This window comes from Dyadobacter sediminis, assembly GCF_005860765.1.
Taxonomy (GTDB): domain Bacteria; phylum Bacteroidota; class Bacteroidia; order Cytophagales; family Spirosomataceae; genus Dyadobacter; species Dyadobacter sediminis.
This window is the reverse complement of record NZ_VCEI01000011.1, coordinates 1,241,889-1,260,176: the sequence shown is the minus strand read 5'-3', so window position 1 is coordinate 1,260,176 and position 18,288 is coordinate 1,241,889. Positions and strand designations below refer to the sequence as shown.

Here is an 18,288-nt window from a genome sequence, read left to right as displayed (position 1 = left end):
GTTCAGCGTATTTCGGGAAGAAATTGCCGCAAAAAGCACATTTTGAACTTAATAACTTGTAATTCAATAAACTGTGATCCCGATCAAGAAATATCTGTATGCTTTTCTGATTTTGCTTGCCGGCTGCATGTGGATTCCCTGCCATGCCCAGAAAAAGTATGAACGCGAATATGCGATCAGGCAAAGTGCGGTTCCCGGGAAAGCAGTTGAATTTGTAAAATCGATGTTCAAAAAGGATAAAATCCATTGGTATGGCGAAGAAAGCCTGAAAGAAACCACCATTGAAGCCAAACTGAAAAGCGGCGGCAAACATTACAGCATCGAATTTGACAAGTCGGGCGAAATCCAGGATATTGAAATACTCAGCAGGTTCAGCCGGATCGACGCGGAAACGAGCGAAGCAATCCGAAAAAGGCTGGATAAGGAATTTACAAAATACAAAGTCGTGAAAACACAAATCCAGTATAAAGGAAGTAAAAGCGATCTGAAAAGAGCCATATTATCCGATAAAGTTCCTGCTGCCATCGACATGCATTATGAGCTGATTTTGAATGCTGTCTGGGATAAAAAAATAAATTATTTTGAAGTCCTTTGCGATCATGAAGGCTCCGTCGTGAGCATTCATGAAGTTGTACAACGTAACTCTGATAACCTGATTTACTGATGTATAAATCTTTTTTAGCTGTTTTTCTGCTGATTTTTGCTCCGGCCGCTGTATTTTCCCAGGCTGTTTACAGAGCGGGAACACTTCCCCAATTCAATTTGAACATCAGGATTTCGGATAACCTGAAACTGAACAACAAACTGGAATCCCGCCAGATTTTTTCGGAAAGGGAAGAAGAGCAGCAGACCCGTAACCGGTTCCGGTACGAACGGGCGGACCTTACGATGGTTCTTACCCGTAAATTGTCGGCGGCCAACACCCTTGGCGGCGGCTATCTTATCCGGCTGGAAGAGGGACGGTTTGCACACAGACTGATACAGCAGTTCAACAATGTGACCAATCATGAATATGCCCGCATTGCGCACCGCATTGTGACGGACGAGACGTTCCGAAGAGACAGTTCGGTTCAGGTAAGACTGCGGTACCGCATAGGCTTTGAAAAAGCACTGAACGGAATCAACATTGACCCGAAGGAATTTTATGCCAAACTCAACAACGAATATCTGGGCATTTATGAAGACAAATCGGCTGACCTTGAAATCCGTGCATTGCTGGCGCTGGGTTACAATGCCACGGATAACAACCGGATCGAAATGGGATTTGAATACCGCGTCAACGAATTCAACAAATCGGTTCAGTCACAGCAATACTGGCTGGCTGTCAGCTGGTTTATCAGCATCTGACCGTTCTTGCCGGATTTCAGGAAAGTTATTTCGGAAAATTGAAAATTTGCATTGTTCCTGCTGATGGATTCTGGATAACATCTTCGATCTTTACATAAGTTAAGGCTTACATACAGAAGCAGTTATGACCAAAGTTCTGGACCCTTCCGTTACACCGCAGAGAGGCAGTCACCGATTGACAAGAATCAGCAGCATTTTATTGAACGCATCCGGCAAAATGCTGGTCATTACGGTCTGGACGAGTGCCGCGTTATTCGGTATGTACATTCTGGCGTTTTATGCCGCTGCACTTTATGAAGACGATATGCAGCGCTGGAACAAGGTATTGCCGGGACTTTACAACAGAAATTCCCTGGCCGCAACTTCCGGGATCGGCTTTCATTTTGCAGCGGGCGGAATCATCCTTGTCCTCGGAAGTATCCAGTTGATAGAAAAGGTGAGATTGCGGTTTCCTGCTGTTCATCGCTGGATCGGGCGGATTTACATCGTTGCGTCATTGCTTGCAGCCGCCGGCGGAATTGCATTCATCGTGCTGAAAGGAACCATTGGCGGTACTGCAATGGACATCGGATTCGGGTTATACGGCGCACTGATGTTTGTGGCAGCCATTCAGACTTTCCGTTATGCTGTTACAAAACGTCTGGAACTTCACCGCGCATGGGCGCTGCGCTTGTATGCGCTGGCAATCGGTTCGTGGCTATACCGGATGGATTACGGTTTCTGGCTCCTGCTGACGGATGGTCTGGGGCATACGCCTCATTTTACCGGGCCGTTCGATACCGTTATGTTTTTCTTCTTTTATATTCCGAATCTCATAGTGGCCGAAGCATTTATAAGAGCACGCAAATACAATGCTTCTGCGTTGCTGAGGATTTCCGCTTCATTCCTGCTTTTTCTTGCAACGGCGTTCATTATGGTGGGTACTTACTTCTTCACGATTTATTACTGGGGCCCGGCGATTTTGAAATGGCTTCCGGTCTGAAAAGAGCAGGAGGGAAGTTGTGACCTTTATTGTCAGATGTTGTCTTGATAGTCAATGGTTGTTGCTTTTTGTCATGTATGGTCAGGGATCGGGACTTGGAAGATTGCTGACTTTTGGTTATTTTCAGACTGAGCGGCATCGAGTTTATGTCAGTAAGTTGCTTGTACAAACTTCTGATTACCCGGCAGTCCGCTCAGTCTGATTTCATTTAGCAAAGGACTTTCAACTTTTCCTGTGTGCAGAAAGCAGTTCCTCAGCATTTGTCCATTTTATTTCCGGATAGCGGTCGTTGTCGGTTGTCCGGTTTTGCGCGCTGAACATGCCGTAAAGGTATTGCGCCTGCTGCCAGCGCGGATAAACTTCATTTTCGCCTTCCGGATTGGCTGCGCGGTCCTGTTTGTTCCTGGCGGCCAGTTCTTCACGGCTTCCCAGTCGAATCAGTTTAAAATCTTCTTTTGTGATTTCATTGGCAACCGCCTGCATTTCCTTTGCACTGATCTGGAAACTGGCAATGCGCAGAATTCTTGGCGTCGTGGAATCCAATGCAGCGGCAGCAGTAAATTCAGCCGTGTTGTCTTTGGTTGTAAAATCAATACGCCAGTCCGGATCTTCGAAATAACCGACACTTTTGTTTTTGAAATCAAGAAAAGGAAGGTTGTAATTCAGCAGCTCCGCAAATCCTCCGTTGAAAATGGTTGTTGCTGCAATCGGCGACTGATCAATATGCTCGAAGAATGTACGTCTCAGATCAAAATTGCGGTTGTCGCCGGGCAGAAGCTGCGTATAATCCGTGGAAAAATCGGAAGGAATAAAGCGCGGAACGCCTGCGTTTACAGCCGCCCGGAGTATGAGTGACTGCATGTCAACAATTACATCATGCAGCCCCTGAAGTGCCGAAATGACGCAGGAAACGTTTTCACAAGCCGTTTCAAGATCAGCGATTTGGTTCATGTCCGCTTCAAAGACTGTTGCACCAAGCTGTTTGAGCTTTTCAACCTTTTCATGATCCGTACCGCTGCGCACCAGTGCACGTACGTCAGCCCCTTTTTCAATCAGTGATTTTACAATCCTGCCACCGAGATCGCCCGTGGCGCCTGCAACCAGTATGATCGTTTTCATTCGTTTTTGGTTTATAGTTTGTCCATTGCATTTGCCTGATGCCGCTTCCATTTGACATCACAAGCAAACAAATGTAAACAATGTTTATTATCTGGTAATAAATGTTTACTATATTTATTTTTATATTTACATAAAAACGATGATATGGACGAGCCGAAGAAAGCCGGTATTCTGCAGTATGACGATGAGAAACACTGGGGAAGATTGATTTATATAGCAAAAAAGCATCTGGATATCTGGTCTCACCGGAACATCAGGCCGGATTACGGGCAAATGAAACTGTCCTATATGCCATTGATTTTCAATGTGCAACAGAACGGCATAACCAATACCGAAATATCAAAAAAAGCGCTCATTGCCAAGCAGGCAATGAGCAGGACCGTAAAAGAACTGGAAGAAAAAGGACTGATTACTTCACAGCCTCTGAAGAAAGACAAAAGAAGCTATAAAATTCACCTGACGGACGATGGCAAAAGGTTTGTAAATGAAGCCAACAACAAAATGCTGAACCTTCTTGATGAATATCGCAAGCTTGTCGGCGACAAGGAATTCGATACAGCCATTGATGTGCTGAGCAAGATCATCCGGTATCATGAAAAGTTAAATCTGGAAAGGGATGATGTGAATGAATAAAATCAGGCTACTTTCCGAACTTGAATCCTGCGGTCAGTTCCAGCCTGGACAAACCTTCGTACTGCCCTTTTTCCAACTTGATCTTCTGTTTGTATGAACCCTGTCCGACGTTGATGCTGTAAAGCGTTGCCGTCGTGTACGACAATCCGAAATGAATAGCCGTGCCCGCACTCAGCTGATGTGCAAATCCTGCATCCAGACCAAATCCGGCCGTTCCGCCGCTCATATCCAGTGCGTTGCCCAGCAAGACGGCTTTATCCTTGTAAGACTGATAACCCAGATTGATACCAAGTAAAAAGCTGCTTTTCGGATTGGCAAGAACGTACCGGTTAATCATGGAAGCCGCAATGTAATGCATGGAAATATCGTCTTTCAAATCGGTTCCGTCTTCATTTTTATGCTTGTTGAAACTGTATTTCAGCCCGAATCCCAGCGGTTCAGAAATGAAATAATGCATGTCGCCTCCAAGTACAAAGCCTGATTTCAGTTTTTTGATGTAATCCTTGTACTGAGAAGAAATCTGATCACTGACCTTGGCGGTACGGTAAGCATAGCCTGCGCGGATGCCGAATTGCCACTGGCTGTAACTTTTTCCGGAAAGCGGCTGCATGCCTTCGCGGAGTTGTGCATTGCCGTAAAATGCTTTTTTAACTGACGAAATCTTAGTGACAGGAAGGAGCGTATTGCTGGGCCGGCCCTCTTTTGCAAATGTAAAATAAACAAACTGTGCATTCTGTCTGGTTATGCGGCAGTTCAGCGAATCACCGTCAGAGGTAACAATCAGATCCTGAGCCTGAATATGGTTACAGATCAATGTAAATAAGGTAATGAGGGTAAACAGTTTATTCATTTGGATTTGGATTTTGCTAATTCATACTCGCGGCTGCCTGCTTTTTTGCTCATCAGTTCAAGGCCCGGACGGCCGATTGTAATGCCGGGAATGACGGAACATCTTACGTAATAGCTTCTGCCTTTCTGTATATCAATCGGAATCACCGATTTCGCTTCTGTTTTAGCAGAAAGTTCGGTCGGACCTTGTTTGTAAATTTTAATCGCCTGACTGAACCGGTTTGTCACCCGGCAGATCACCGAATCGCCGAGGCTGAGGTTATAGTTGATGATGATGCCCGCGCCGCCGGTTCTGTATACGTAAAGTACTGCGTAGTCAATGCCCGGTTCAACTTCTTCATTGTCCGCTTTCAATGCAGCAAGTACTGTTGCGTCTATTCGCAGGACTTCGGCGGAAATGCGGTGGCAGCTGCTCATGAAATCCGGTGTCTTATGTGCTGTAATTCTGATTGCGTTTCCTCCGGCTTTGCGTGCTTCTTCTTTTGCCTTTCCCAGCACTTGCGAATAGCTGCACTGAACGCTCATGCCGGCATCGCCGATTTTAATGGTTCCGAGCGATTCGGCTGATTCCGGTGCTTTATCCGGTAATTCAATCACCAGCACTTCTTCCTTGTAATCCAGGGGCTCATACTTCTGAGTTATATTCGTGCGGACTTTGGGAGCACAGGCAACCGCAAATAGCAACAAAAGATAACCTGACAACAACAGCGATTTTTGCATAAAATGGTATTTACCAAGACAAAACAATTGGAAATATGCCCTATAAAAATGGCATGATCAAATCAGAAGCAAAGTAACGGAAAGGACAAAGATATTCTAATTGAGAACTAAATTATTCTTTATTTTTGTAGAATAACTTATTTATCGGTTCAAAACATACTTTTGAACCAGGCTGTATGAAGTTGTGAAGTTGCCGGATTATGATCCGTTTTCACCAGAAGGATGGCCTTACCGTCGTTCCGCCCTGCGTGCGGCAATCGGCGCAGCTGGGAGGCGCACCCAGCAGATATTCGGATCTTAGGCCGCCGTAAGAAAGCATCAGGGCACTGGTTTCCAGCGCACATTGCCGGTTGCTGATGGGCATGCACACAATGTCAAAAGTATCCGGCGGCATGCAGGTCGGGTATCTTCCCAGTTTTGGCGTAATGGTGATTCTCTTTTCTGTTTCTGTTGAGGCGCTGAAGTATCCGAACACAAGGTCTCTGGAATTGGTTGTACTTGTAATATTTCCTGTAACCTGCGATGGCTGCGGGTCAAAAAGGCTTCCGGTTCCCTGCGTGGTTTTGGCAAGGCTGGTCCAGTATTCAAATGCCTCTCTGGAAAGTCCGTACTGTTTTACAAGCACGCTGTATTTAATATAAAGCTTGTTGGTCGGAACGGGTACCTTGAAAAGCGGAAGGTCTTTGATGACATCGCTGCTCAGCTTGACGGTGCTCCCGAGCAAAATTCCGCCTGATTTCTGATTTCCCCAGCACTGGTTGATATCCTGGCTTCTGGTTACAATTTTTTTGTTAATGACTTCCAGCGCTGAAAAATAGGCTGCCCGGTATTCCCATGTTTCATCAAATTTCCAGCGGTAAAACTGTGTTTTGTTGGCCGGATCGTGCGTATTGACATAAAAGATCATGGCATTCTGAACTTCATCCAGTTTATACGTCAGGCTGTCGATTGCCGGCGTAACATTTACGGAAACGTATTCGGAAAGATATTCCTTCTGATCCGTCGTTCGGATCCGCAGCCTGTATTTGCCCGCCGTGTTATACTGTTTCGGGGCTAAAAGATAAAGTCCCGATCCTGCCTCGCTGAACGCATAGCTTTCGCCGGATTCTGTTTCGACGGAAATGGATGCGCCTGTTTCATAATTCGGGATTTGTTCTGCATTTACATTTTGTGTTCTTCTCAGTTCAATTCTGCTGGTATCCGCACCCACATTCAGGAAACCGTCCACAACCAGGAAATTTTCAACGGAACTGACTTCCGGCGGTGAAAACGGCTCAATGCAACTGTCCAGAAAAAGCAGTACGGCAAAGAACAGAACTTTCAGCAAACAATATTTCATAGCGGTCTTCAGAATATAGAACTGGAAAGAAGGGAATTAAAAGAATGTGTCCCGAACAGGACCAAAGCAGGACAAAGGTAGGCTTTGTTCATTCATTTCCCGTCTGGAAAGGGAATGATATGCCGTACTTTCAGCTGCGCCTTGTCACTTTGATTTTATTAAGACAATTGAATTTAAAACATACTTGTTTTCCTGCCAAATTCTAGGTCCAGACATCATCGGAAACCAGTTCATGGTGAATGCATGCACCGGCTTTGGAACCGGATGCAACGGCCGCTGCCACAGAACGTAATGCGGAAGTATTGTCACCGGCAGCATAAATGCCCGGCACTTTCGTTTTCTGGTAATTGTCAATTTCGATATACCCGCTTTCTATAATGGAGCAACCGATTTTTTCCGGAATGTCACAATGCTGCTTCACCGGAAAAAGGGTGTACAAGGCATCAAGTTCACAGGTTTCATCATCAGCAAATGCAACTGCCCGGATCCGGCCTTCCTGATGGATCAGCTGTTTGATTTCTTTTTCAATTATGGTTATGTTCCTGTCCAGCAGCTGCTGTGTGTACGTTTTACTGATTGTGGATTTGCCGTTCGTAAAAATAACGAGCTGCTCCGACCAGTTCCGGATCAAACGCACAAAATCCACGGCTGAGTCGCCATTGGCAAGCAGGCCGGTTTGCTGTCCGTTGTATTCATAGCCATGGCAATAAGGACAATGGATAACGGAAATTCCCCAGCATTCCGCCAGTCCGGGAATATTATCAATCTGATCCGTGACGCCGGTTGCAAACAGGATTTTTTTAGCAGAAGCCTGTCTGCCTGCCAGTGTGGAAACGGTAAAATCATTGTTTTCACCTTCCGCGGCAATAACGGTGTCATCCCAGATTTCAACCGTCGGGTATGCCAGAACCTGTGATCTGGCCAGTTCGCCGATGGCTGCGGGTGTACTGCCGTCCTGTGTAAGAAAATTATGTGAGTAGGGTGTTTGCCGGTTGCAGGGTTTTCCACTGTCAATAACCAGCACGGATCGGAGGGCTCTGGCCAGTGCCATTGCTCCTGAAAGCCCGGCATAACTTCCGCCGACAATCACAACATCGTATTTCTGAATCGCTTGCATAGGTTTCATCATCAAGTAATCAATCGGCATCAAGATATAAGTCCGGACTATTGATTTATAAAGCAAAAGTCAATGTGAAACGGCTTACCCCTGATCCGCTGAATGAAAATGGAATCCAGCTTTAAAAACTTCATACCTGAAAGAGGAAATTTGTTTTCCGGATTTTTGAAAATAATGGATTTAAGAATTGTTGTAGCTGATAAAACAGCATGCAGCAAGCAGAAAAACCCCTTTTTTCATGTTGTTTCGTGGCGATCTGAAAAAAACACCAAGAAAACGGCATACAGATATATGCATAAACAAAATCCGTATCCGGCCCTGAAAAAAACATGATGTATTTCTCCGACCGGATACGGAAATTTGCTTCTCAATAAAACCTCGGAGGCGGGTTCAGGGTAAGGTTCTGACGCTGATGCCAGTAAGGATAAACAGGCGGGATTTCACTTGCTTCATCAAGTCTTTTGACCTGATCCGCGGAAAGTTTCCAACCCACAGCTTCCAGGTTCTGCATCAATTGTTCTTCATTTCTTGCACCAATGATGATGTTCGCAACGGTCGGCCGCTGAAGAAGCCAGTTTATGGCGACCTGTGAAACCGTTTTTCCCGTTTCCTCCGCAACGGCTTCCAGTGCATCCGTGATTCTGAAAAGGTGTTCTTTTTCAACTGCCGTTTCAGGCACCGGGCTTCCGCCTTGCGCAACGCGTCCGGTTTCAGGCCATTCTTTTTTCCGGCTGAACTTGCCGCCCAAACGGCCGCCTGCAAGCGGGCTCCATACAATAGCACCTACTTTCTGGTCCATGCCGAGCGGCATGAGTTCCCATTCGTATTCCCGGTTGGTCAGTGAGTAATAAACCTGATGTGCGACGTAGCGGTTCCAGCCGTATTTCTCGGAAACCGCCAGTGATTTCATCAGATGCCATCCCGAAAAGTTGGAAGCTGCAATGTATCTTATTTTTCCGCTCTGAACCAGATCGTCCAGCGTTCTCAATGTTTCTTCAACCGGCGTATTTCCATCGAATCCATGCATATGGTAAATATCAATATAATCGGTCTGTAATCTCTTCAGGCTTCCTTCCACCTGTTTCAGCATGTGAATGCGGGACGAACCCTGGTTATTCGGCGCTTCTCCAAAAGTAAATGTGGACTTGGTCGAAAGGATGATTTTGTCCCTTTGCCTGTGTGCCAGCGATTGTCCAAGCACCTCTTCGGAAAGTCCTTCGGAGTAAATATCCGCCGTATCAAACATATTGATGCCGGCTTCCATGCAGATATCCACCAGTCTTGTGGCTTCTTTGGTTTGCGTATTTCCCCATGCTTTAAAGGATTCGCTGCCGCCAAACGTGGCGGTTCCAAAAGATAATACGGGAACCATAATGCCCGAGGCTCCCAGTTGTCTGTATTCCATAATCAGTCTTCAGGTTCTTTTTTAATTACTGTTTTCAAATCGTTGGGTCTATTGCTGCACAAACTTGTAAACAGCGCCTTTTCCTTCCTGCAGAAGCTGTGTAAGCACATACATTTCCCCGGAAACATCTTCTCCGAAACTGTACACATGCCAGTAACCGGGATCTCTTGAAACAGAAAGTTTTGTACGTGTCCATTTATTTCCGCTTTGCGGCGCAAGTGCCCATATCGGTCCCATCATGTCGCCGTAGACATACTTGCCCGCAAGCGCCGGAATGGCCTTGCCGCGGTATACAAAGCCGCCTGTGATGCTGATGCCTTCAGTATGCGGGTATTCATAAATCGGTTTGATCGCCTTGGACGGCTGCGGATCGGAAGGCTTGAAAGGATGAAAACCTTCAATTGCACGCCATCCGTAGTTTCCTCCATTGGTAATAATATCCACTTCTTCATACTTGTCCTGCCCGACTTCACCCGCAAAAAGCTGATGCGTTTGACGGTCGAAACTGATGCGCCAGGGATTGCGCAGTCCGTAAGCAAAAATTTCCGGTCGTGCATCTTTCCGGTTTACAAACGGATTGTCTTTCGGAATGCCGTATGGCGTCTGGTTGATGTCAATTCTCAGGATTTTACCCAGCAACGTATTTATATTCTGCCCGTTGCCGTGTTCCCCGTGCCGGTCGCCGCCACCTCCGCCATCGCCGCTGGAAATGTACAGATATCCGTCTGCTCCGAATTTAAGATCGCCTCCGTTATGGTTGGATTCCGGCTGGTTAAATGTCAGTACTTTCCGCATGGCGGACTTTTCGGCAACCATTGCATTGCTTTTACTGACCTTGTATTCGCGGATTTCCGAATGGTGATCAACGCCTTTTTCGCCGTTTGCTGCCACACTGATGTAAACGTAAAACTTTCCGTTGGAGGCGTAATCCGGATGAAAAGCCAGTCCGAGCAAACCGCGTTCGTCATACCCTTCTTTTTTCAGAACGTCGTCCGTAATGTCCAGAAATGGCGTTTTGACCAGTTTTTCATTCTGGATAATCCGGATTCGGCCTTCCTGTTCGCACACAAAAAGCAGTTCGGGGTTTTTCTTGGTTACTGCAAAAGCAGTCGGGTGCGTAAGCGCATCGCTGATGAGTTTCAGGCTGACATCCGGTGCTGCCGGTCCGGTTTGCGCATAAACCGACGTGGTGAAAACAAGCAGCGAAAGTAACGGCGCAATGATTTTTCTATACATAATCTGGAAAGTAATAAATGCTGATTTTGGTTAAAACTGAATGGTTGCGGTTTTATAAAACCGGAGAAATTCCGTGATCCGGTTTATCATGCAGAGATTATCCTAACAATTTTCACGCCAGCACAAAAGGCCGTGTCCCAGTCCGGTTTTTTCCAGGTGCCTGCAACCGGCTTCAAGCCTGTTAAATTCCAGCTTTTCACCCTTACCACAGCCGGTGAACGATGCAGCAGATTTGGGAAAAGATTTTCTTCGTGTAAACCGGACGCTTGAAAATTCAGGAAGTATAAAATAATAATTTCCTCTATATGCTACATTAATTTTAAATAAATAATAATATTACATACAATATTTACTACTTTATGTAAAAGTAAATCGTAGAATGAATCTTCAACAAGCTATCCGTAAGCGCTGGCTGTATATTTTGGCCATTTATCCTGCCATTCTGTTTGCGCAGGAGCCAGGCTTCAGGCAGCTTTCTACCAATCAGGGTTTATCGCAGAATCATGTCAGTTCCATTCTGATGGACAAGCAGGGATTTATGTGGTTCGGGACGGAGGACGGGCTGAATTTGTACGATGGATATCAGTTCAAACATTATAAACACATTGTTACCGACAGCACCAGCATCAATGACAGTTACATTCTGGATTTGCTGGAAGACAAGGCAGGAAATCTGTGGGTCGGAACTTCATCAGGGCTAAATAAATTTGACCGGGATAAAAACCGTTTCACACAATATACCTTTGACAACCGCAATCTCGGTATCAACGACATTTTTCAGGACAGTAAGGGAAGGATATGGCTTGGTTCCGATAAAGGTCTGTTCCTGTTCAATCCGGTTGACGCTTCCATCCGGATTTATCCGGAGTTTCAGCAAGCAGGGAAAAACAAAGGTGCTTCGTTTGTGACGCGCATTGAAGAAGACAATGCCGGAAACCTTTGGATAGGGACGGAGTACGGCCTTTATCAGCTGAACACGGAAAATGGCCGGTATAACAGCTATTTCAAAGGCGCAGGCGAAAAGCAGCTGTACTCGGACTGGATCAAAGCATTGTACAAAGATAAAAATGGCAATTTATGGATCGGAACGCACGGTGGCGGGATGTCTTTGTATCTGCCGGAAAGCAACACATTCCGAAGTTTTCTGAACAACCGGAACGACAGCAACAGCTTAGCACATAACGACGTGCTGAGCATCACCCGGAACAGCGACGGCAATCTGTGGATCGGTACGGAAAACGGCGGCATCAGTGTTTACGACATGAAGGCAAACCGGTTTACAACGTATCGGCAGAATGAGGATGATAATACATCGCTGAGCAACAATTCGGTCTACTGCATTTATCCGGACAGGGCTGGCAACATCTGGATCGGGACTTTTGCAGGCGGCATCAGTTTTTTGCCCAGGTTCGGTAAAAAGTTCCAGTCTTACCGGCAGGTTCCGCGCGATCCGAACAGTTTGAGCAACAATATCATACTTGCCATTTGCGGCGACAGCAATCCGGATCATGTGTGGCTGGGAACGGACGGCGGCGGGCTGAATCTTTTTGACCGGAAAACAAAGAAGTTCACGCATTACCGGCACAGCAAAACCAATTCCGATTCGCCCAGCAATGATTATGTGATTGCCGTTATCTCTGTTTCGGAAAATGTTCTGGGGCTTGGTTATCACAACGGAGGATTCGATCTGTTCCATGTCAAAACGGGAACGTTCGAGCACCACATGCCGCGACCAGACGATCCGAACAGCCTTTCAAGTTCGGACGTAAACAATTTGTTCCGAGATCGTGACGGCAATATCTGGCTGGGCATGTGGAAAGGCGGTCTGGAATTCTACGACGTGAAAAGCAGAAAATTCACGCATTACCGCCATGACCCGAATGACAAAACCAGTCTGAGCTCCGATATTGTAACGGAAGTTTTTCAGGACCGTGACGGCAACATCTGGGCCGGAACATATGCAGGGCTGAACATGCTGAACGCCGACCGGAAGCATTTTACAAGGTTCGGGTTTGACAGCAAAAACAAACATTCCCTTTCCAGCAACAAAATCCAGTCAATACATGAAGCTGATAACGGCGATCTGTGGATCGGGACACTAGGCGGCGGACTCAATTATTTTGACAGAAATAAGAAGCTTTTTACGGCTTACACCGAACAGAACGGGCTTGCAAGCAATGTCATTTACGGCATTGCCAAAGATAAAAAGAACAATCTCTGGCTGAGTACAAACAACGGACTTTCCAGGTTCAGTTACCTTTCCAAAACTTTCCGTAACTATGGCACTGAAGACGGATTGCAGGGCAGCGAATTCCGGAGCAATTCGGTATTTCAGACAAGTGACGGGGAAATGTTCTTTGGCGGAGTGCGCGGTTTCAGCACTTTTTACCCGGACCGCCTTGTGGACAATCATTATATCCCGCCGGTATATATAACAGATTTTCTGATTTTCAACAAACAGGTAGCCATCGGGGGGAAAAATGCCGTACTGACCAGGCATGTCAGTCAGTCGGAAAGCATCCGCCTTTCTTATAAGCAGTCTGTCATTTCATTTGAATTTGCCGCACTGAACTACACGATGCCCGAAAAAAACCAGTATGCGTACCGGTTACGAGGTTTTGACGACGACTGGATATACAGCGGAACGATGCGGAGGGCAACTTACACCAATCTGGATGCCGGGGACTACGTTTTTGAAGTGAAAGCATCCAATAACGACGGTGTATGGAACCCGGAAGTGACCCAGTTACAGGTGCATATCTGGCCTCCGTACTGGCGTACTGCATGGTTTCGCATTCTTGCCGTTCTGCTGGTGATCGGACTGGTTTACGGCGTTCACAGGCTGCGCATGCGTGTAATACGGGCACAAAAAAGGATGCTGGTAAAACAGGTTCAGGAAAGAACGGAGGAAATAAGCCGGCAGAAGCATGAACTGCTCGCACAGTCGGAGCATCTGCAGGAACTTAACAAAGAACTGCAGGTCCGAAACGATCAGGAACAGCTTGCCAGAAAAGAGGCTGAAAAAGCCAATATGGCCAAAAGCGTTTTTCTGGCAACCATGAGCCACGAAATCCGTACGCCGATGAATGGCGTGATCGGAATGGCCATGCTGCTTTCCCAGACAAAGATGACGCCGGAACAGGCAGAATATACCGAAACGATCATCAACAGCGGCGACAGTCTGCTGACGGTGATCAACGACATTCTGGATTTTTCCAAAATAGAATCCGGCAACATGGAGCTTGAACTCATCAGTTTTGACCTCCGCGAATGCATTGAAGGCGTTCTGGACCTGTTTTCGTCCAAGGCAGCTGCCATCGGGCTTGACCTGGTTTATGAAATCGATGCGCTGGTTCCGAGCCAGATTATCGGCGACAGTCAGCGGCTTAGACAAATTCTGATCAATCTGGTCGGCAATGCGATCAAGTTCACGCATCAGGGCGAAGTCTTTATTCATGTACGGCTTGTACGGCAGATCAACGGGCAGGACATAGAAATCCGTTTTGACATTCAGGATACGGGCATCGGTATTCCGGCGGACAAGCTCGACCGGCTTTTTGTGGCCTTTTCACAGGTTGATTCCTCTCATACGCGCAAATATGGAGGTACGGGGCTGGGCCTTATCATCAGCCAGAGACTGGTCAATCTGATGGGCGGATCCATCCGCGTGGAAAGTGTTGTGGACAAAGGCACCAATTTCCATTTTACGATCATTGCACAGATCAGTACGCAGCCGACACGCCAGTATGTGTTTTTTAATACCACTGAAAATCAGGGGAAATCCATCCTGATTGTAGATGATAACGATACCAACCTGCGGATTTTACAGGTTCAGATGGAACAATGGAAACTCATTCCGACGCTGGCCTCTTCGGGAAAACAGGCACTTCAGATACTCGACAGCGGTGCCCGGTTTGATCTGGTCATTTCAGATCAGCAAATGCCGGAAATGGACGGAATTGATCTTGCAGCCATTATAAAAAGCAAATTCCCGGCACTTCCTGTTTTCCTGCTGAGTTCGGTCGGTGATGAAGCCGGGCGTAACCATAAGGATCTTTTTGCCGCAATCCTGACCAAACCCGTCAGGCACAACCAGCTTGGAAAACTGATCCAGATGGAACTCAAGCAGCAGAAAGAAACGGATGCAAACGTTCGGCAGCCTTCGCCTTCCAGTCTTTCCAAGGAATTTGCCGCGCATTACCCATTGCATATCCTGATGGCAGAAGACAATCCGGTGAACGAAAAACTTTTTGTCAATATCCTCAGCAAGCTGGGCTATGTACCCGTTGTTACCCGGAACGGGCGGGAAGCTTTTGAGAAAACATTGGAAGAAAGATTCGATGCCGTTTTCATGGATGTGCAAATGCCCGAACTGGACGGGCTGGAAGCAACACGCCGGATTCGCAGCCAGCAAATCGAACAGCCTTACATCGTAGCCATGACTGCCAATGCCATGCGTGAAGATCAGGAGGATTGCCTGCAGGCGGGTATGGATTACTATATTTCCAAGCCGCTCCGACTGAATGAGATAAAAACGGCACTCGAAAAAGCTTACGAAAGCAGAAAACAAAATGCAGAACACACCGGAAACTGATACCGGGTTTGTACGGAGCTTCATTTTTATTACTAAGCAGGATTGATTGCTTCAAACTTTCCGGTTTCTGGATGAAGAAACCGGAAAGCTTCATCCTATTTTCAGGAACGGTTTTGAACGCAACAGACGTATTTTTGTTTAGTTAGCATGGCATGGCTTCTCCTGTTAGTCCGCAATGGGTGCCTCAACAAATCTGAAAGCGGCTTTACAAGTGATTTACAGGTTTTTACTGGAAAAAGAGGATAATAAATATTCCTGGAATAGTATGCAGCGCAATTTCTTTGTTTTTATAAAGTAAACTGCTTTGCATATTTGAAATGCTTTTCCTTAGCTGATGATTAAAAATACAACCATAGAAGATTTTCTTCCATTTAAAGGCAGCATCCCGCTTGCCGACGTTCGTACGCCTGCCGAGTTCGCACATGGGCATATTCCAGGCGCGTTCAATCTGCCTTTGTTCAGTAACGACGAGAGGGTGCTGGTGGGGACAACTTACAAGCAGGTTGGGAGGGAAGAGGCCATTATGCTGGGTTTTGATCTGACAGGTTCCAAATGGTCAGGTTTCATACGGCAGGCGCTGGAAATAGCTCCCGACAAGAAAATAGGCGTTCATTGCTGGCGCGGCGGTATGCGCAGTGGAGCCATGGCCTGGGCACTGAACCTTTACGGTTTTGAAGTATACCTGATCGAAGGCGGTTATAAAAATTACCGCAGATGGGTTCACCGGCAGTTTGAAGCGGCATATCAGCTCTGGATTCTGGGTGGCAGAACGGGTTCCGGAAAAACGCGAATGCTGCATGAACTCCGATCGGCGGGTGAGCAGATTATGGATCTGGAACAGCTTGCACAGCATCAGGGTTCGTCGTACGGCACTATGAACAGGCTGGTTCAGCCCACGCAGGAACAGTTTGAAAACAATCTGGCCGATGAGCTGAAAGAACTGGATGCAAACCGAAGAATATGGGTGGAAGATGAAAGCCTGAACATCGGCAAATTGCTAATTCCCAACGGATTCTGGCAGCAGATGAAAACGGCCATGCTCATTGACGTGAAAGTAAGTACTGAACAGCGGGTCCATGATCTTGTAAAAGAATACGGCGTGCTGGATAAGCATTTTCTGGCAGCATGCACCGAACGGATCCGTAAAAGGCTCGGCCCGTTACAGACCAAACAGGCCATAGAAGCTATTTATGAGGACAGAATGGATGATTTTATCCGGCTCGTTCTGGTTTATTACGACAAAACGTATCAAACGTGCCTGAATAACCGGAATGCGGAACACGTTTTTCCCTTAACGCTGACCGGCGGCAATGTGCCGGAAAACGCATTGCAGATTTTAAATTTTACCAGTTCCATTGCTGTAACCAGTTAGGTATAGCGCTTCATTATGAATACAGACGACATTAAACTTACGCAATATTCACACGGTGCGGGCTGCGGCTGCAAGATCAGCCCGGCGGTTCTTGACAAAATACTGCACAGTTCCGTAGCCATACAGCCCGATGCAAGACTGCTGGTCGGAAATGACAAACGGGATGATGCTGCGGTGCTGGACCTTGGCAACGGAACGGCACTTATTTCCACGACCGATTTTTTTATGCCCATTGTGGACGATGCCTTCGATTTCGGACGCATTGCGTCCGCCAATGCGATCAGCGATGTGTATGCCATGGGCGGCAAACCTGTGCTGGCCATAGCGATTCTCGGCTGGCCTATTGACAAGATTGCGCCGGAAGTAGCCCGGAAAGTGCTGGAAGGATCAAGGGCTGTTTGCGCGGAAGCAGGCATCACGCTGGCAGGCGGCCACAGCATAGACTGTCCGGAACCGGTATTCGGGCTGGCTGTCAACGGGATGGTGAATATTCCGCAGCTCAAACAGAATTCAACGGCAGCAGCGGGATGCAGGCTTTATCTCACCAAAGCACTCGGTGTCGGCATCTTGTCCACTGCGCAGAAAAGAGGCTTACTGCAGGAAAAAGATGCAGCTATTGCGTTGAAAAGCATGGTTACACTGAACAAGCCCGGCGAAGTATTCGGGCAGCTTGAATTTGTGAAGGCCATGACCGATGTGACCGGATTCGGCTTGCTCGGCCACCTTTCCGAAATGTGCGATGGCAGCGGTTTGTCAGCCGTTATTGAATTTGACAAGGTTCCGGTGATTGATTCTTTGCCTTATTACCTTGAAAAAAGCTGTTTTCCCGGTGGAACGCAGCGCAACTGGAACAGTTACGGGCATAAAATCGGGCCGGTAAGCGATAACCAGAAATACGTACTGGCCGATCCGCAGACCAGCGGCGGTTTGCTGGTTGCAGTGACCGAAGAACATACGGCGGAATTTGAAGCAAAGCTGGAAGAACTCGGGCTGCCTGCCATTTCATTCGGCTGGCTGAAACCGAAGGACGACGGACCGGTAATATCCGTTGTATAAAATTATTCAAGGAGCAGACAGCAGCAGGTTTTTTCCTGTCTGCTTCCCTTTTTAACTCACATCTTAATCAACAATAGAATGAAAAACAGGATTCAGCAATTCGGGTTTATTTTCCTGCTGTTATTGTCCATAACCACGCAGGCGCAGGAAAAACAGGAACCCTGGACAGATGCACAACTGATGCCGACACAGGAGCTGGCTGATAAAATCAACAATTCAGGCAAAGACAAGCCATTGATAATCAATATTGGCCCGCAACCGGTCATTAAAGGTTCCGTGGATGTAGGCCCTGGAAAAGAAAAAGAAAATATCAGCAAGCTGGACAAGACGCTTTCCAAAGTGGATAAAAAAAGGGAAGTTGTGATTTACTGCGGCTGCTGCCCGTTTGACAAATGCCCGAACATCAGGCCGGCTTTCAACGAGCTGAAAGAGCTGGGATTTGTGAATGCCAAACTTCTGAACGTACCCAAAAATATTAAAGTAGACTGGATCGACAAAGGTTATCCGGTAAACCAGTAA

The 18,288-nt window shown here is 46.9% G+C and carries 15 protein-coding genes; 8 read left to right on the top strand and 7 right to left on the bottom strand.

What is annotated here, in order from left to right:
* The first annotated feature begins 73 nt into the window (after window positions 1–73).
* The 3 genes from FEM55_RS05840 (at window position 74) to FEM55_RS05830 (ending at window position 2,329) form a co-directional block, all read left to right on the top strand.
* Complete coding sequence (locus FEM55_RS05840) at window positions 74–664, top strand: hypothetical protein (protein WP_138280338.1); 591 nt, start codon at window positions 74–76, stop codon at window positions 662–664.
* Window positions 664–1,347 (top strand): DUF2490 domain-containing protein, encoded by a 684-nt coding sequence (locus FEM55_RS05835; protein WP_138280337.1) that lies wholly within the window; start codon window positions 664–666, stop codon window positions 1,345–1,347. Before FEM55_RS05840 ends, FEM55_RS05835 begins: the two co-directional genes overlap by 1 nt.
* 124 nt (window positions 1,348–1,471) lie before the next feature.
* On the top strand, window positions 1,472–2,329 hold the full coding sequence (locus FEM55_RS05830; RefSeq protein ID WP_138280336.1) for a DUF2306 domain-containing protein: 858 nt from the start codon (window positions 1,472–1,474) through the stop codon (window positions 2,327–2,329).
* A gap of 222 nt (window positions 2,330–2,551) precedes the next feature.
* Here FEM55_RS05830 and FEM55_RS05825 read toward each other — a convergent pair whose 3' ends face one another.
* Window positions 2,552–3,448 (bottom strand): NmrA family NAD(P)-binding protein, encoded by an 897-nt coding sequence (locus tag FEM55_RS05825; RefSeq protein WP_138280335.1) that lies wholly within the window; start codon window positions 3,446–3,448, stop codon window positions 2,552–2,554.
* Window positions 3,449–3,592: 144 nt separating this feature from the next.
* Between FEM55_RS05825 and FEM55_RS05820 the strand changes: the two genes are divergently transcribed.
* On the top strand, window positions 3,593–4,081 hold the full coding sequence (locus tag FEM55_RS05820) for a MarR family winged helix-turn-helix transcriptional regulator (protein ID WP_138280334.1): 489 nt from the start codon (window positions 3,593–3,595) through the stop codon (window positions 4,079–4,081).
* A 7-nt stretch (window positions 4,082–4,088) separates the two neighbouring features.
* On the opposite strand, the gene FEM55_RS05815 is transcribed toward FEM55_RS05820, so the two are convergent.
* From FEM55_RS05815 to FEM55_RS05790, 6 genes are all read right to left on the bottom strand, one after another.
* Window positions 4,089–4,931 (bottom strand): outer membrane beta-barrel protein, encoded by an 843-nt coding sequence (locus FEM55_RS05815; RefSeq protein ID WP_138280333.1) that lies wholly within the window; start codon window positions 4,929–4,931, stop codon window positions 4,089–4,091.
* Window positions 4,928–5,650, bottom strand: a complete 723-nt coding sequence (locus FEM55_RS05810) for a hypothetical protein (protein ID WP_138280332.1) — start codon at window positions 5,648–5,650, stop codon at window positions 4,928–4,930. Before FEM55_RS05810 ends, FEM55_RS05815 begins: the two co-directional genes overlap by 4 nt.
* A gap of 211 nt (window positions 5,651–5,861) precedes the next feature.
* Entirely contained in the window at window positions 5,862–6,989 is a 1,128-nt protein-coding gene (locus FEM55_RS05805; RefSeq protein ID WP_138280331.1) for a DUF4249 domain-containing protein, read from the bottom strand.
* A gap of 202 nt (window positions 6,990–7,191) precedes the next feature.
* Window positions 7,192–8,106: an NAD(P)/FAD-dependent oxidoreductase gene (locus tag FEM55_RS05800; protein ID WP_138280330.1), complete on the bottom strand. Its 915-nt coding sequence runs from the start codon at window positions 8,104–8,106 to the stop codon at window positions 7,192–7,194.
* A gap of 367 nt (window positions 8,107–8,473) precedes the next feature.
* Entirely contained in the window at window positions 8,474–9,511 is a 1,038-nt protein-coding gene (locus FEM55_RS05795) for an aldo/keto reductase (protein ID WP_138280329.1), read from the bottom strand.
* 48 nt (window positions 9,512–9,559) lie between these two features.
* On the bottom strand, window positions 9,560–10,747 hold the full coding sequence (locus FEM55_RS05790) for a PQQ-dependent sugar dehydrogenase (RefSeq protein ID WP_138280328.1): 1,188 nt from the start codon (window positions 10,745–10,747) through the stop codon (window positions 9,560–9,562).
* Between the two features lie 379 nt (window positions 10,748–11,126).
* On the opposite strand from FEM55_RS05790, the gene FEM55_RS05785 reads away from it, so the two are divergent.
* The 4 genes from FEM55_RS05785 to FEM55_RS05770 all read left to right on the top strand — a co-directional run bounded on the left by FEM55_RS05785 (window position 11,127) and on the right by FEM55_RS05770 (window position 18,288).
* The gene (locus tag FEM55_RS05785; RefSeq protein WP_138280327.1) at window positions 11,127–15,341 is read left to right on the top strand and encodes a hybrid sensor histidine kinase/response regulator; all 4,215 of its coding nucleotides are present in this window, start codon (window positions 11,127–11,129) and stop codon (window positions 15,339–15,341) included.
* A 334-nt stretch (window positions 15,342–15,675) separates the two neighbouring features.
* Window positions 15,676–16,713, top strand: a complete 1,038-nt coding sequence (gene mnmH / locus FEM55_RS05780; protein WP_138280326.1) for a tRNA 2-selenouridine(34) synthase MnmH — start codon at window positions 15,676–15,678, stop codon at window positions 16,711–16,713.
* Window positions 16,714–16,728: 15 nt separating this feature from the next.
* Window positions 16,729–17,769: a selenide, water dikinase SelD gene (gene selD, locus FEM55_RS05775; RefSeq protein WP_138280325.1), complete on the top strand. Its 1,041-nt coding sequence runs from the start codon at window positions 16,729–16,731 to the stop codon at window positions 17,767–17,769.
* A 78-nt stretch (window positions 17,770–17,847) separates the two neighbouring features.
* On the top strand, window positions 17,848–18,288 hold the full coding sequence (locus FEM55_RS05770; protein ID WP_138280324.1) for a rhodanese-like domain-containing protein: 441 nt from the start codon (window positions 17,848–17,850) through the stop codon (window positions 18,286–18,288).